At 69.1% G+C, this 14,196-nt stretch carries 15 protein-coding genes, 2 tRNA genes and 1 pseudogene; 9 read left to right on the top strand and 9 right to left on the bottom strand.

The window, feature by feature from the left end; all coding sequences use genetic code 11:
- Positions 1-135 precede the first annotated feature (135 nt).
- The gene (locus ACIP64_RS14380; protein WP_401585579.1) at positions 136-1,101 is read left to right on the top strand and encodes an aldo/keto reductase; all 966 of its coding nucleotides are present in this window, start codon (positions 136-138) and stop codon (positions 1,099-1,101) included.
- A 16-nt stretch (positions 1,102-1,117) separates the two neighbouring features.
- Here the strand turns inward: ACIP64_RS14380 and ACIP64_RS14385 are convergent, their stop codons facing one another.
- Positions 1,118-2,053, bottom strand: coding sequence for a transketolase family protein (locus ACIP64_RS14385; protein ID WP_401585582.1), 936 nt, complete (start codon positions 2,051-2,053; stop codon positions 1,118-1,120).
- A 66-nt stretch (positions 2,054-2,119) separates the two neighbouring features.
- The gene (locus ACIP64_RS14390) at positions 2,120-2,821 is read right to left on the bottom strand and encodes a transketolase (protein ID WP_401585585.1); all 702 of its coding nucleotides are present in this window, start codon (positions 2,819-2,821) and stop codon (positions 2,120-2,122) included.
- 54 nt (positions 2,822-2,875) lie between these two features.
- Between ACIP64_RS14390 and soxR the strand changes: the two genes are divergently transcribed.
- Positions 2,876-3,406, top strand: coding sequence for a redox-sensitive transcriptional activator SoxR (soxR, locus tag ACIP64_RS14395; protein ID WP_401585588.1), 531 nt, complete (start codon positions 2,876-2,878; stop codon positions 3,404-3,406).
- Here soxR and ACIP64_RS14400 read toward each other — a convergent pair.
- Complete coding sequence (locus tag ACIP64_RS14400) at positions 3,387-3,677, bottom strand: YiaA/YiaB family inner membrane protein (RefSeq protein ID WP_401585591.1); 291 nt, start codon at positions 3,675-3,677, stop codon at positions 3,387-3,389. The two genes, soxR and ACIP64_RS14400, sit on opposite strands and share 20 nt — an antisense overlap.
- 182 nt (positions 3,678-3,859) lie before the next feature.
- On the opposite strand from ACIP64_RS14400, the gene ACIP64_RS14405 reads away from it, so the two are divergent.
- A tRNA-Pro gene (locus ACIP64_RS14405) sits at positions 3,860-3,933 on the top strand.
- Between the two features lie 137 nt (positions 3,934-4,070).
- On the opposite strand, the gene ACIP64_RS14410 is transcribed toward ACIP64_RS14405, so the two are convergent.
- Positions 4,071-5,042: a helix-turn-helix domain-containing protein gene (locus ACIP64_RS14410; protein WP_401585594.1), complete on the bottom strand. Its 972-nt coding sequence runs from the start codon at positions 5,040-5,042 to the stop codon at positions 4,071-4,073.
- Positions 5,043-5,279: 237 nt separating this feature from the next.
- Between ACIP64_RS14410 and ACIP64_RS14415 the strand changes: the two genes are divergently transcribed.
- From ACIP64_RS14415 to ACIP64_RS14435, 5 genes are all read left to right on the top strand, one after another.
- Positions 5,280-5,840, top strand: coding sequence for an NADPH-dependent FMN reductase (locus ACIP64_RS14415; protein WP_401585596.1), 561 nt, complete (start codon positions 5,280-5,282; stop codon positions 5,838-5,840).
- Positions 5,841-5,914: 74 nt separating this feature from the next.
- On the top strand, positions 5,915-6,280 hold the full coding sequence (locus ACIP64_RS14420; RefSeq protein ID WP_401585599.1) for a PH domain-containing protein: 366 nt from the start codon (positions 5,915-5,917) through the stop codon (positions 6,278-6,280).
- Positions 6,281-6,615: 335 nt separating this feature from the next.
- A complete protein-coding gene (locus ACIP64_RS14425; RefSeq protein ID WP_401585601.1) occupies positions 6,616-6,963 on the top strand; it encodes an MmcQ/YjbR family DNA-binding protein in 348 nt (115 codons plus the stop codon).
- A 56-nt stretch (positions 6,964-7,019) separates the two neighbouring features.
- On the top strand, positions 7,020-8,042 hold the full coding sequence (locus tag ACIP64_RS14430) for a TIGR03617 family F420-dependent LLM class oxidoreductase (RefSeq protein ID WP_401585603.1): 1,023 nt from the start codon (positions 7,020-7,022) through the stop codon (positions 8,040-8,042).
- Between the two features lie 357 nt (positions 8,043-8,399).
- A tRNA-Val gene (locus ACIP64_RS14435) sits at positions 8,400-8,469 on the top strand.
- Positions 8,470-8,537: 68 nt separating this feature from the next.
- Here ACIP64_RS14435 and ACIP64_RS14440 read toward each other — a convergent pair.
- The 3 genes and pseudogenes from ACIP64_RS14440 to ACIP64_RS14450 form a co-directional block, all read right to left on the bottom strand.
- A pseudogene (locus ACIP64_RS14440) lies at positions 8,538-8,627 on the bottom strand (integrase); the annotation flags it as partial.
- Positions 8,628-8,668: 41 nt separating this feature from the next.
- The gene (locus tag ACIP64_RS14445) at positions 8,669-8,953 is read right to left on the bottom strand and encodes a transposase (protein ID WP_401585606.1); all 285 of its coding nucleotides are present in this window, start codon (positions 8,951-8,953) and stop codon (positions 8,669-8,671) included.
- Positions 8,950-9,300, bottom strand: a complete 351-nt coding sequence (locus ACIP64_RS14450) for a transposase (protein ID WP_401585609.1) — start codon at positions 9,298-9,300, stop codon at positions 8,950-8,952. The genes ACIP64_RS14445 and ACIP64_RS14450 overlap by 4 nt, the downstream gene beginning before the upstream one ends.
- Positions 9,301-9,523: 223 nt before the next feature.
- On the opposite strand from ACIP64_RS14450, the gene ACIP64_RS14455 reads away from it, so the two are divergent.
- Complete coding sequence (locus ACIP64_RS14455) at positions 9,524-12,544, top strand: hypothetical protein (RefSeq protein WP_401585611.1); 3,021 nt, start codon at positions 9,524-9,526, stop codon at positions 12,542-12,544.
- Between the two features lie 826 nt (positions 12,545-13,370).
- Here ACIP64_RS14455 and ACIP64_RS14460 read toward each other — a convergent pair.
- Both ACIP64_RS14460 and ACIP64_RS14465 read right to left on the bottom strand, forming a co-directional pair.
- Positions 13,371-13,778 carry a response regulator gene (locus ACIP64_RS14460; RefSeq protein ID WP_401585614.1) on the bottom strand — a complete coding sequence of 136 codons (408 nt, stop codon included), beginning with the start codon at positions 13,776-13,778 and terminating at the stop codon, positions 13,371-13,373.
- Between the two features lie 17 nt (positions 13,779-13,795).
- Positions 13,796-14,196, bottom strand: a 401-nt coding sequence (locus ACIP64_RS14465) for an IS5 family transposase (protein ID WP_401585616.1), incomplete at its 5' end; no start/stop codon positions are given.

Below are 14,196 nucleotides of genomic sequence, written 5' to 3' on the forward strand. Positions count from 1 at the left end.
GCGGTGATCCTCGGGTGGGAAGGGCACGTGCGCCGGCGGAGTTCCGGTGCCTCCCACTATGCATTCCGGTGATCACCCGCGACGTCCGTCTCAGGCACCGGATCGCCGTACTCCACCGGGAGTACGGTGGCGACCGTGCCCTTCGACCGCCTCGCCGCCGCCCCCCTGCCCCGCCTCGGACTCGGACTCGCCGCCGTCGGCCGCCCCGGCTACATCAACCTGCACCGGGACGCCGACCTGCCCGCCGACCGCACCGTCGACGCGATGCGCGACCGGGCCCACCACGTGCTCGACACCGCGTACGCCGCCGGGATGCGCTACTTCGACGCGGCCCGCTCCTACGGCCGCGCGGAGGAGTTCCTCGCCGGGTGGCTGGCCGCCCGGCCCGCGGCCACCGACGTCGTGATCGGCAGCAAGTGGGGCTACACCTACACCGCGGACTGGCGCGCCGACGCGAAGGTGCACGAGGTCAAGGACCACGGAACGGCCACCTACGACCGGCAGATCGGCGAGACCCGGGCCCTGCTCGGCGACCGGCTCGGCCTCTACCAGATCCACTCCGTCACCCCGGACAGCCCGGCGCTCACCGACCGCGCCCTGCACGCGCGCCTGGCCGCTCTCGCCGCCGAGGGTGTCGCCGTCGGCTTCTCGACCAGCGGCGCGCTGCAGGCGGAGGCCATCCGCGCCGCCATGGGGGTGACGGTCGACGGGCAGCGCCTGTTCACCGCCGTCCAGGCGACGTACAACCTCCTCGAACCCTCCGCGGGGGCCGCCCTCGCCGAGGCCCACGCCGCGGGGATGGCCGTCATCGTCAAGGAGGGCATGGCGAACGGCCGTCTCGCGCAGGCCGCGCCCGGCTCGGTCCTCGCCGAGATCGCCGCCGCGACGGGCGCCGCCCCCGACGCCGTCGCCCTCGCCGCGATCCTGCACCGCCCCTGGGCCGGCGTCGTCCTGTCCGGCGCCGCCACCACCGCCCAGGTGGAGGCCAACGCGGCCGCCGCCGGCCTCCACCTGAGCGCGGAACGCCTCGCCCGGCTCACCGCCCTCGCCGAACCGGCCCCGCTCTACTGGCGGGAGCGATCCGCCCTGCCCTGGACCTGATCCCGCCGGGGGCCGCTCAGCGCACCCCGGCCGTCGCGGCGCCCGCCCGCGCCGCCGAGAGGAAGGACCCGATGCGGCGGCGCAGGCCCGCCGCGTCCAGGCCGTGCGCCCGCGCGTGCTCGCGCGAGGTGCCGTAGCGGCGCAGTTCCTCCCTGGCGGTGCCCAGCGCCAGGACGCGGTGCGGCAGATCCATCAGCGCGTCGTTGGCGAACGGCGCCGAGGTGCCGGTCAGATACGGCTCGACCAGGACGACGTCCGCCCGCTCCGCGGCCCCGGCGGCGGCGCGCAGCCCGGCCGCGTCGAAGGGCCGCACCGTCGAGGCGTACAGCACGGTGACGTCGAGTCCGGCCACCGCCTCCAGCGTCGCGTCCAGCAGCGGACCCACGGCCACCACGACTCCGCAGCGGCCGTCCCGGACGGTGCGGAACCGCCCCGGTGAGACCGGCAGCGGGGCGCGGTTGGACTGCTCGCTGAGCCGGACGTAGACCCGGCGGTCCCCATCGCCGGCCGCGTGCCGGACCAGCGCCTCGGCCTCGTCGGGGTGGCCGGGGACGTGGACGGTCCACCCCGGGAGGGTGTCGAGCAGCGCCACGTCGCCGGGCGACTGGTGGGTACGCCCGCCGGCCGCGATGTCGTAGGAGGCGCCGGAACTGACCAGGACCGCTCCCACCTCCTGGTGCACCAGGTCCAGCTTGACCTGCTCGAACGGCCGCTCCACCAGGAAGCTGCCGAAGGTGTGGACGATGGGCCGCAGCCCGGTCAGGGCCAGCCCGCCCGCCGCCCCGACGAGCAACTGCTCGCGGATGCCGACGTCGATCACGCGGTCGGGATGGGCCCGGGCCGCGTCCGTGAAGCGGTCGCCGGAGATGACGGCCAGCACCACGGCCAGCCGCGGGTCCTCGTCGAGCAGGGCGGTGGCGACGGCGGTGAAGCGCTCGCGCATGGTGTCCATCGTGGGGAGACTCCTCGGTCCGTGGTCTTCGGTGACGTGCGGTCTTCGGTGACGTGGGGACGGCGGTCAGTACTTGGACTCGACGCGTGCCACGACCGCGCGCGGCACACCCGGGTGCGGCGCGGTGAACGCCTCGTACAGCGCCTCGTGGTCGCGGCCGTCCACGGTCTCCGCGAACCAGCCCTCGGCGGCGAAGCGCGAGGCGAGTCCGCCCCTCCAGCCGTACGTGGCGGAGGAGTTGTCGATCGCCACGACGTGCAGGGACTCCAGGCCGATCGCGCCGGCGAAGGCGATCGCCTCGTGGTTGCTGCCCTCGTCCATCTCGGCGTCGCCGACCAGCGCCCACACCTTGGCGCAGGTCAGCCCCTGGGCCCGCAGCCCCAGGGCGCTGCCCACCGCGAGCGCCAGTCCGTGCCCGAGGGATCCGGAGCCGATCTCCACACCGGGCACCAGCGTCCGGTCCGGGTGGTGGCCGAGCCGCGAGTCCCAGGAGCCGAAGGAGGGCAGCCACTCCTCCGGGATGAAGCCCTTGGCCGCGAGCACGGCGTAGTACGCCATCGGGCCGTGGCCCTTGGACAGCAGGAAGCGGTCGCGGTCCTCGTCGTCCGCGGTGTCCCGGCGCACGCGCAGCACGCGGTCGTAGAGCACCCAGAGCACGTCGAGCGTGGAGGTGGCGGCCGGGCCGTGCTTCTCGTCGCCCGTCATCAGCGACATCAGGCGCTGCAGGTCCCGGTAGCCGTACGCGGGGGTGATGCTTGTCGGGGTCATGAATCGAGCGTGCAACTTCAAGCCGACTTGAGGTCAAGCGTAGGCTCGGAGGACATGAGCCCGCATGTACCGCAGTCCCCGGACCCGGTCCGTCCCACCCCCCAGGACCGCATCGCCATCGGCGAGCTCGCCGCCCGCAGCGGCCTGGCCGCCTCGTGCCTGCGCTACTACGAGGAGATCGGCCTCATCCGCTCCGAACGCACCGCCGGCGGCCGACGCCGCTACCCGCGGTCCACGCTGCGCCGTGTCGCCTTCATCCGTGCCGCGCAGCGCGTCGGCCTCTCCCTGGACGAGGCGCGCGGCGCCCTGGACCGGCTGCCCGCGGACCGCGCGCCCAGTGCCACCGAGTGGAACCGCGTCGCCCGGACCTGGACCCGCCGCATCGACGAGCAGATCGCCGAGCTGGAGCGCCTCAAGCGCCGCCTCACCAGCTGCATCGGCTGCGGCTGCCTGTCGCTGCGCAAATGCGGTCTGTACAACCCCGGCGACACCGCGGCCTCCGGCGGCGCGGGCGCCCGCTACCTGCTCGGTGACGCGCCCGCGGGCCAGGAGGCCGGTGCCGCGGTCACAGACCGTCGACCTTGAACGGATCGTGCTCGGCCAGCAGCTTGTCCAGCCGTGCCTGGTCCACCCTGCTGGTGACCTGGCCCTCGTCCTGCCGGTCCCGTACGACCGTGGCCAGGGTGAACGCCGAGGTCACCACATAGAGCAGTCCCACCGCCAGGAAGCCCCGCACCCAGGGGCCCACGGGCAGGTAGGCGATGCCCACCACCATCGCCGTCAGGGCGAGGGCGAACGAGAGCGCGGCCTGCGCGGAGTAGGCCGCCGTCGTCTGCTGTCTTATCGGATTCGCCATGGCAGCAGTGTCGGCCCCGTGTGACGCCCGCCACATGAGTACGGCTACTCATCTCCCCACGGGGCCGACACCCGCGCCGGGGGCGCGCGGCGGGCCGGGCGATACCTGCGAGCGAGCACCGGTCGACGTGCGGTATTGTTCTCGTGCGCGGTCAGCCCGGGAAATCCCGGGGGATCCGGCACCGGGACGTGGCGCAGCTTGGTAGCGCACTTGACTGGGGGTCAAGGGGTCGCAGGTTCAAATCCTGTCGTCCCGACGGTGTGGAAGGGCTCGCTGGACTGGACTTTTTCCAGTTCCGCGGGCCCTTTTGCGTGCGCGGGGACCGCGTTCGCCCGGTGCAGCCGGACTCCGCCCCGGCAGCGGGTGGTTGGGGCGCGGGAGCCCCGCGGGGCGTCAGCGCGGGTCCGGGATTTCGTTCGCCCTGCGCCGCCACTCGCTCGGGCTCATCCCGTACGCCGCCCGGAAGGCGCGGCTGAAGTGGGCCGCGGTCCCGAACCCCCAGCGGTGGGCGATCGCCTCGATCGTCACGTACCGGCTCGCCGGGGCGGCGAGCTCCCGCTTGCACTCCTCCAGCCGCTCGGTCTTGATCCACTCGCCGAGCGGGATGCCGGCCCGGGACAGCGTGAGGTAGAGGTGGCGCACCGAGACGTGGTGCGCGGCGGCGATGCGCGCGGCACTCAGGTCGTGCTCGGCCAGATGGAGACGTGCGTACGCCAGAACGCGCTGCGGGAGCGTGAGGTGCAACGGCTCCCTGGCCAGGTCCTCGCGCCCGAGGCCCGTTGTGACCAGGGCCCGGACGAGTTCGACGGAGGGCTGTGCCAGCAGGTCGGCTTCGCCGGCTCCCAGGGCCTCCTGCCCGCGGACCAGCCGGGCGAAGAACGCCGTCACGGCGTCCACGACCGGCAGGTCGGGGCGGAGCAGCACGGCGGTGCTCCGGTCGAGCAGCGGGGAGGGGAGTCCGAGCGTCCGGGTCGGGATGCGCACCGCGGCGGTGCGGATCGAGCCGTGGAAGGAGATGGAGTACGACTTCGCGGTCTCCAGCAGGACGAGCCCGCCCGGTCGCAGTTCCGCCTCCCGGCCCCCTTGGGTGACCCGCGACACCCCTGATTCCTGGATCGCCAGGAACACCTGCGGCTCGACGTCGTCGCTCAGGGGGCCGGGCGAGCGCCGCAGGCCGGTCAGGTTCCAGCTGATGTCGGCCACCTCGACCGAGCGCAGCGCCGTCGTCACGGCGACGGCCCTGAGCTGCGCGGGGTCCGGCGGAAGACCCACCTCGATGCGGCCGTTCAGCGATTGCGACTGTTCACGTATGGCGTCCGCACGATCACCCGGAGCGAACGACCGCAGGTCGAATCGATGGGGCAAGGGTTCCTCCAGCGGCGTCGAGCGCCGCGAGCACGTTCGGGTTGTACGACGAGTATCCCTCGGCGGGTGTGGCACAGGCGGACAAGGATGCGGCTCCGCGTGGCACTGCCGGACAAGTCGGCACCCGGGACCTTGCATACGGTCGCTCTCGGGGCGGACCGGGCCGGATTCAGGCTTCCGGATTCCGTGGCGCGCCCCGTGAAGTGCTCGCATCAATCGACAGGTGGGAATGCAGCAATGAAGATCGGCGTAATACTCGGCAGCACGCGCCCCGGGCGTCTGGGGGCCTCCATCGCCTCGTGGGTCATGGAGCATGCCGAGAAGAGGACGGACGCGGAGTTCGGACTCGTGGATGTCGACGCGTACCGGCTCCCCCTCCTGGACGAGCCCCTGCCGCCCATATTGCAGCAGGTCACCCACCAGCACACGAAGGACTGGGCTGCCGCGATCGCCGGGTACGACGCCTTCGTCTTCATCGCGGCCGAATACAACCGCTCGGTGCCGGGTGCGCTGAAGAACGCCCTCGACTATCTCTTCCACGAGTGGCACAACAAGGCCGCCGGAATTGTCAGTTACGGCGGCGTGGTGGGCGGCGCCCGGGCCGCCGAGAGCCTCCGTCTGGTACTGGGCGAGCTCAAGGTGGCCACCACGCGTGAGGGCGTTTTCATCAACACCCGGACGGATTTCGAGAACTGGACCGTCTTCAATCCCACGGACCAGCACGTGGCCGCCCTGAACACGGTCTTCGACGAGGTCGTCGCCTGGGGGAGCGCGCTGAAGCCGCTCCGCGACGCCTGAGCGTGGAGTTCGGCCCCGCAGCGCTCCGATAAGGTGATGATCTCCGGTCAACTTGCTGCTGTGGAAGGTCTGTTATGGCGATGTTCGGAAACGCGCACGCGGTCGATGTGACGGCGGCGCAGGAGGAGTTCGCGCGACTGCTGGGGGAGGACGAGCAGCTGCACGCCGCGTTCGAGCTGGTGCGCGACAGCATCCTCTTCACCGACCGCCGGCTGATCTTCGTGGACAAGGAGGGGGTGACCGGCAAGAAGGTGGAGTACCTCTCCGTGCTCTACAGGAGCATCACGCGCTTCTCGGTCGAGACCGCGGGCCCCTTCGACCTGGACGCCGACCTCAAGATCTGGATCTCCGGCAGCCACGAGCCGATCGAGAAGAGCTTCACCCGGGGTGTCAACGTCTACGAGATGCAGGGCATCCTCGCGAAGTTCGCGGCGCGGTAGCCGCTTCTCCCCTTCGGGTTCCGCCGTGGGGTCACCGGTACACGTACGACACGACGATCGGGTAGGTGCCAGCGGATGAACGACATGGTCGGGGAGATCCTCGAGGAAGTCGTCGAGGGCGTGGTGGAAGAGCTCGCCGAGGAGATCGGCGGCGACGCTCTGGAGGATGTCGTGGAGAAACTCATCGACTGACCGGTCTCCGCCGGCCGTCGGTCGGCCCGCCCGGGCCGGTCAACCGGCGACGGCGCAGCGCAAGGCCGTTCCCCTCGTGACGGGGGAGCGGCCTTTCGCGTGCCCGGGGCGTCGGTGTCAGTGGCGGTGTCTAACGTAGGTGCATGCCCGACTCCCAAGACGTCCGCCGTATCGCCCTCTCGCTGCCGGAGACGGCGGAGAAGGAGGCCTGGAGCATGCCCACGTTCCGGGTCGCGGGGAAGATGTTCGTGACGGTCCCGGACGACGAGACCTCGTTCGCCGTGCGCTGCCCGATGCACGAGCGGGAGGAGCTGATCGCGGCGGAGCCGGAGAAGTTCTGGGTCCCGCCGCACGAGGCCGGCTCGCACTGGGTGCGGGTACGGCTGGCCGCGCTGGAGGATCTGGACGAACTGCGGGACATCCTGCTGGACTCCTGGCGGCAGGCCGCGCCGCCCGCGCTCCTGGAGTCGCAGGACCCCGCCGGGTCCTGAACCGGCCACGGCCCCTTGCCCCCGAACCGCCGTCAGCCCGACCGGAGCCCCGCCGCGTGACCACCGCACCCTTGAAGACCGACGTCACCTTCACCGGACCGATCGAGCGGGCCGCCGCCGCGGCGGAACTGGCCGAGGCGCGCGGCGCCGACGGCCTCCTGGTGAACGAGCTCAAGCACGACGCCTTCCTGCAACTGGCCGTCGCCGCCGGCATCACCCGGCGGATCGCACTGGCCACCGGGGTCGCCATCGCCTTCGCCCGCGGCCCGATGACGGTGGCGACGGCCGCATGGGACGTCCAGCGGCTGTCCGGCGGCCGGGCCGTCGTCGGACTCGGCTCGCAGGTCAAACCGCACATCACCCGCCGCTACAGCATGCCGTGGTCGCAACCGGCCGCCCGGATGCGGGAGTTCACCCAGGCGCTGCGCGCCGTCTGGCACAGCTGGCAGACCGGCGGCCGGCTCGCCTTCCGCGGCGACTTCTACACCCACACCCTCATGACCCCGATGTTCGACCCGGGACCGCTGCCCGCCGGGCCGCCCCCGGTGTGGCTGGCCGCCGTCGGCCCGCGCATGACGGCCGTCGCGGGCGAGGTGGCCGACGGGCTGATCTGCCATCCCCTCACCTCCCCGGAGTACCTGCGCCGCGTGAGCCTCCCGGCCGTCCACTCCGCCCGGGACTCGGCAGGACGGGCCGCGCTGCCTTTCGACGTCGCCGGGACCGTGCTGGTCGCCACCGGCCGCACCGAGGAGGAGTACGCCGCCGCCCTGACCGCCACACGTGAGCGGATCGCGTTCTACGCCTCGACGCCCGCCTACCTCCCCGTCCTCGAACTGCACGGCTGGGACGAGCTCCACCGGGAGTCGCACCGGCTGTCCCTGCGCGGCCGCTGGCAGGAGATGGGACGCCTGGTGGACGACGGCGTCCTGGACGCCTTCGCCCTCCACGGCGAACCGCGGGCAGTGGGTCAGGCGGTGCGCGAGTGCTTCGGCGGCCTGTACACCCGCGTCAGCGTCTCCTTCTCCCACGACGCGGACGACACCCTCGCGCTCGACGTGCTCGACGCCGTCAAGGGGTGAGGGCCCCTGCGGGGGGCGGGTCGGGAACGATGGTGCCGTGTCAGGCCCTTGCCACCGCCAAGGCTTGGCTGCCGCGCCGGCGCGATGTCCCGCTCCGGGACGGCGGTCTTCCCACCGCAGGGTTCCCGGTGGCCCGGGGAGGCGGACCGCGATCCATGCCGCGCCGCCGCGCCCGGCACCGTGACCGAGCGGGGGTGCCCGGCTGGGCTGTTGGTGGCGCTGCCGTGAGCGGGGGCTGGGGATTGGGGTCGGAGGCCGTGCCTGGACAGGTAGCCGCGTTCCCGCGTGTGCAGGGCTCCTGCCTGACCGCGGCCGACACGGAAAATCACCCCAACCCGCGCGCCCGGCACGTACCGCGGGGGCTTGGGCTGGGAGCGCTGCCCCTACAAGGCAGATGTCGACGGTTCGAAACCGTTCACGCCCACCAGTGAGAAGACCCCCAGCCGGTCATGGCTGGGGGTCTTTGACATCCAGATCTGACATCAACGGCCACGCTCACTCGCGGTCGGAACGCCTCCGGAGCAGCCTGTCCATGTGGCTCAGGGCCTCGCGCTGGGTGTCCTGCACGGCGTGCGTGTAGACGTTCTGGGCTTGTTCCGCTTTGACGGACACCATTGGTGCGGTGGTCAGGCTGCGTGTGCGGTCTCGTATTCGGCGGGGCTGCTGTGCAGGCGGTGCAGGTTGTACCAGCTCTCGATGAAGTCGAAGATCGCGATGCGGGCGGCGGCCCGGCTGGTCCAGGTCGCAGTGTCCAGCAGCTCGCGCTTGATGGTGGCGAAGAACGACTCGGCGAGCGCGTTGTCCCAGCATTGCCCGGTGCGGCCGACCGACAGCCGGATGCCGAACTGGTCGGCCAGGGCCGCGAACTGCCAGCTGGTGTATTGGCAGCCGCGGTCGGAGTGGAAGATCACCGGACCGGTGGGGCGGCGCTGGTGGCAGGCTGCGGTGAGGGCCTGGGCGACAATGCGAAGAAAGCCGTGGCCCGCTTGAGGACCTCCACGTCCTCGCGCAGGCGGCGGTTCTCCCGCCGCAGCGCAGCTAGTTCCTCGCGTTCGCTGCTGGTCAGGCCGTCCCGTTCACCCGCGTCGACCTCGGCCTGCTTGACCCAATCGCGCACCGCGGTCTCGATCAGGTCGAAGTCCTTCGCGACCTGACCGACCGAGCGGTCCCCGCGCCGGCACAACTCGACGATCTCGGCCTTGAACTCCGGTGTGAACGAGCGGCGAGGACGTGGCTTCTTCTTCCCCATGCTCTCCATGGTGGACATCCTTCCGGGGACTCAACCCCTGATCTCGGATGTCCGTCGAAGGGAATCAAGCCCACCTGGTCATGTTTGTCCACAGGACCGGCAGGAACTCTGCGTGATCGATAGGCTGCGTCACACTGCCAGGCGACCCGAGTCGGGAGAGACAGTGCAGCACACAGGAGGATCAATGGTCGAGGGCGCGAGGCCGGCGACTCCCGCCGAGGTGTTCCACCACATGGAGACTTCCTACTCCTCCCTGTCGACGGGCCGCCCGCGCAGCATCCACGAGGGCTTCTCCGTGCTCGACTTCGAGCTGCGCTTTCTGGCGCTTCTGGCAGCGGCGACCGTGCGAGCAGCGGGGCAGGCCGCCGCGCAAGTCGGGCGCTCCCCAGGCCTCGGCGAGTGGACCGCTTATCTGCGGCGTGTCGGTCAGCAACTGGAGGAATGCCCGACGGTGCCGGCCGACCGCGTGGGCAGGGCCGTCACCAAAGTTCTGAGCCTCTACGACCAGGGATTTCCAGGAGCGCCCAGGGAACTGCGCGATCTCAAGCGACTGCGCGACCACATCAGCCACGGGGGACCGCTGCCCGCCGGAGAAACCGAATTGGCGACGCTGGACGAGCTGGTCCAGTCCATCGCCGACGCAATCACGGAATCCCTCGATGAGGCCGAGCTGTCGATGGAGGAGGGCGAGGCGGGCGAACAGCGGCCGTCGTTCGTCTGGGACGGGGACAGGGTGTCGCTGTGGCCGTTCGTCTACATGAAGCCGAGCGGGGTCTGGCACCTATTCTCCAAGTTCGCCCGCGCCCAGCCCAGCTTCCTCTGCTTCGGCGGTGGATCGGTGAGCAGTTCTCCCTCCGACGAAGCGGTCCGTGCGGCACTCCACCCTCTCCTAAAGGCGCAGAAGGCGGACAACGGCACGCTGGCGTACTTCATCAAGGACGTCGAGCAGGATCTTCGTGGCTTCGCCGATGACGACTCGGAGCCCGTCTATGCCGACCACGAACAAGGCTTCGAGTACTACTGGGACAAAGCGACGGGTGAGGGCACAGGAACCCAGCCTCGCCGGGACTACTTCCGTCTCGGCCCCGACAATGCCCGGCAGTGGCGCGCGGAATCCGGTTGGGTTCCCTACTCGGACTATCTGCGTTCGCTCGCCAACTGGCAGGTGGTCGCGATTCGTCTACGGCAGAAACTGGAGCAGCTGGAGAGCAAACTGGCTACCGAGGAACGCGACACCCTGGGCTGGGCGTCCCGGGAGCGTGGCACCACCCGGATGGCCAAGGTTGTGGTCTCCGACATCGACGGCAGCCAGACGGAGCCCGCCCGCACTTTTGCCGAGCTCATCGACGGCGTTGACCAAGACCTCCAGGCCAACCGGGGCCAGACGCAAGTAGTTTTCATCAATGGCGAGGCGGGCATCGGCAAGACGCGGGCGATGCTCGACGCAGCGAAGACTCGTGCCCAGGAGGTCGAGCAAGCGCTGCTGGCGGGTAAACCGTCTAACCAGGCGCTATTCCTATACGTCCGTTCCACCGGCCAGGTACTCGACAGCCTTCGTACCGTAGTGGACAGCGCTGTCGCGTCGACCCGGAACCTCACAGACAGAGGTGTGAAGGCCCTGTGTCGCAACGGGCTGATGACCCTGCTCATAGACGGGTTCGACGAGCTGCTTGGCGGAGTGGGATATAGCGACGCTATTGGGTCATTGCGTCCCTGGCTCGACGAACTCGGCGGTCGAGGCGTAGTGGTGGTGTCCGCGCGCTCCTCCTACTACATGGGGCAGTACCGTTCCAGCGTTGAGCGCGCCAACGAGCAGGGGATGCCCTTCGTAAGGCACCGCATCGCAGCCGTACAGCGGTGGTCCCCCGAAGACATCGAGGCGTTCCTCGTTGAGTACGGAGTGCCGCGCGAGAGCCTGGACCAGTTGTCCGAACACGACCGTCAGTTGCTGGGGCTGCCGTTCTTTGCCCACGCGTTCGCCGAGATGACGCTCAACCCGGACGATGGTGAGATCGAGAGCAACACGCTTGCCGAGCGGCTGCTTGACAAATACGTGGCGCGCGAAGAAAGCAAACTGACGGGACAGGGTGACACTGCCCTCATGAGCCGCGCCGAACTGCGACGCATGTTCGAATATGTCGCGGAATTCATGGCGAGCCACGAAGAGCGCGAGGCGGACATCAGTGAGCTCCAGGACGCGGCCGAGTACGCCATGGATAACGAGCTGTCCAGCAGGCGTCACCTCAAACAACGGTTGCCCGTGCTCTGTGGACTTGCCGCGGCCTCGGACGACGCGTCCGTCTCACGTTTCCGTTTCCAGCACGAACTGTTCTTCGATCAGTTCCTCGCTGGCGCCGCGAGTCGCTATCTCCTGGACGGACACTCTTCTCTGTTCCAAGCGATGCTCATCCAGTCCCCCTGGCGGTCAGCCACCGTCACGGGAGTTGTTGCCGCGGCCGGAGCGGAACGTGTCGTCCAAGCCGTAACCAACTTCGCACCACGTCTCCAGAATGCGGAAAACCAGCAGGTCGAGTCCACTGTTGCGGCCACAAACCTGGGTGCCCTGTGGGCGGCAGTGATCAAGAACACGGGTCGTATTCCAGGCACGGACATACTCAATGCCGTGTTCGCGGACGAGCTCGACCTGTCACAGGTGCAAGGAGTGAACACGCGCATCGTCGGATGTGTACTCGACGGGCTTGTTCTACCCGCGGCGGGGGGTTGGTCCCTGATGCTGAGGAACACCGCAGTCAAGAACATCCGGGTGAGCGGGTCGCCCTCAGATCTGGCTGGCCTGCGCGGAGTGCGCCACTCCGATCTGGTGGAACTATTGCTCCCCAATGAACTCCTTTACCGCAAGGAGCACATCCTCGAAGCGCTACAACGCTACGGAGCGGATGTCGTCGACGCCGAGGACAGGCAGGACGACCTTCCGCCCACCGCAGTGCTTGCCGCGCGCCACTATCTGACGACGATGGCACGGCGTGTGGAGAAGTCCGTCATTCTCCGCAGCGACCATCAACCGGAGGATAACCGGCTGAAGTGGGCTCAGGAATATGGCCCGGACGTCTGGAAGAGGTTCGTCAGCGAGCTCGTGGCCTCGGGGCTCGCCGTCAACGAGACGTTCTCGGCGAGCGGGGAGCGTAAAGTCCGTCTCCGCCTGAAGTGCAGCTCCGCCGCGATCCTCGCCAACGATGGAACGCGCGAGGGAACCCAGGATTTTTGGAGCCGACTTAAAAGGATTCCCAATTAGACGCAGAAGTCCCTTGCAGCGTCGTTGTCGCAGGGGCTGACGCCGCAGATACCCACGTGTTTCGCCGGTCGCGGTGGAGTCCGGAGTCCGGGAAAGTAGATCTTGCGCGGTCACCGCTGGGCGGGTGCGGTCGCCATGGTCCGGCCGAAACAGTCCCATCGACGCACCTTGGGGGCATGTCTTCCGTATGCGCCTGCTCCCCCTCGCGGCTGGCATCACCAGGTGATGTCAACGCCAGCGGATGACTGCGGAAAAGTGCGATCGGGGCGAGCAGAAGCTGACTGTCTACGCGCCTTCTGGCAGTCCGTACGGAGCCTGGCCCGAACTTACAAGTCAGCGATCGGCGACGAGGCCAGCCCCGGGACCGAACGCTGTCTGTTCGCGCTGATGGGAACGGTCGGGTGCGGCGCCGGCGGGATTCGAACCCGCGCGCTGGGTTGAGCAAGGGCCGCCCGGACCTCGCACTGGATTCGCCGTAGGGGACCTTCCCCCTACCACAATCGCAAGCGGCCGCTCTGCCACGGCGCCGCAACCTACGGGACTGCGCGATCCCGCTTCGGCGAGCGTAGAGGCAGTCTCGTGAGAAGGGTTACCGCATTATTCGCGTGTGCCGACCCAGCTTAGAGAAGACGAAGGCGCAATCCTCGTTGCGGGTTGCGCAGGACTTGTCCCGTGCCACAACCGTGCCACATCGGGCGGTCAGCCACGGTCAACGACGGCTCGCTGCAGTCATGATGACTGGCTGAGCTGGGTACTCCCAAAGCCGCTCCGACCTGCGCACCCTCGATGACCCTGACCACCAGGCTTACAAGGCGGACGTCTCGAATCACAATGAACTCAAGCGGGCGCGCTCCATAAGGTCGATTACGTAGTGGACCAGCTCTACAGGAGCGGTCGCCCCCGCAAAAATCCTCCGATCGACGCCCCTCTCGGGCGCAAAACTCCCCGTGTAGATCAACACGGGTACGTCGATGTCGTACTGTTCGAGAACTCGGAGCATCTTGATGCCCGCTTCTCGGTCCCCGCCACGGTTGAAGTTGCTGATGATCACGTCATAGGACTTGCGCCTGAAGAGAGGGACTGCTTCATCCGTCGACAGGGCAAGATCAACTTGCATGCCGATGCTACGGAAGAGCTCGACGAGCGGGGCGTTTCCCTCCGGTCGATCGTCTACCCACAACACCTTGCCGTCCCTGAGCAGGTCCGCAGCGTGCTCCAGTCTTCCCAGTGCCATGCGTCTAGGGTCCGTCTTCAAACGGATCTTGCCCAAAGCAGGAACGACGCGAGTGTGACCGCTGCTTCGTAGGAGGTGGCGGTCTTCTCGTAGCGGGTTGCGATGCCTCGGAAGCCCTTGAGCCGGTTGAAACAGCGTTCGACCATGTTCCGTTGTCGGTAGATATCGCGGTCGAACCGGGGCGGTCTGCCACCGTCTCGGCCGCGGTTGTGTCGGTGCCGTTGCTGGTCTGCTTTCTCGGGGATGGTCTGGGCGATTCCGCGTTTGCGCAGGTAGGCGCGAAAGCCGCGCGAGCTGTAGGCCTTGTCTGCGATGACCTGGTCGGGCCGGCAGCGTGGTCGGCCCAGGCCGGTGCGGGGAACGCGGATCCGTTCCAGGAGGGGCCGTGCGCAGATGCTGTCGTGGCGTTGCCCTGGCG

The organism is Streptomyces sp. NPDC088733, assembly GCF_044751185.1.
In the GTDB taxonomy this organism is placed as follows: domain Bacteria; phylum Actinomycetota; class Actinomycetes; order Streptomycetales; family Streptomycetaceae; genus Actinacidiphila.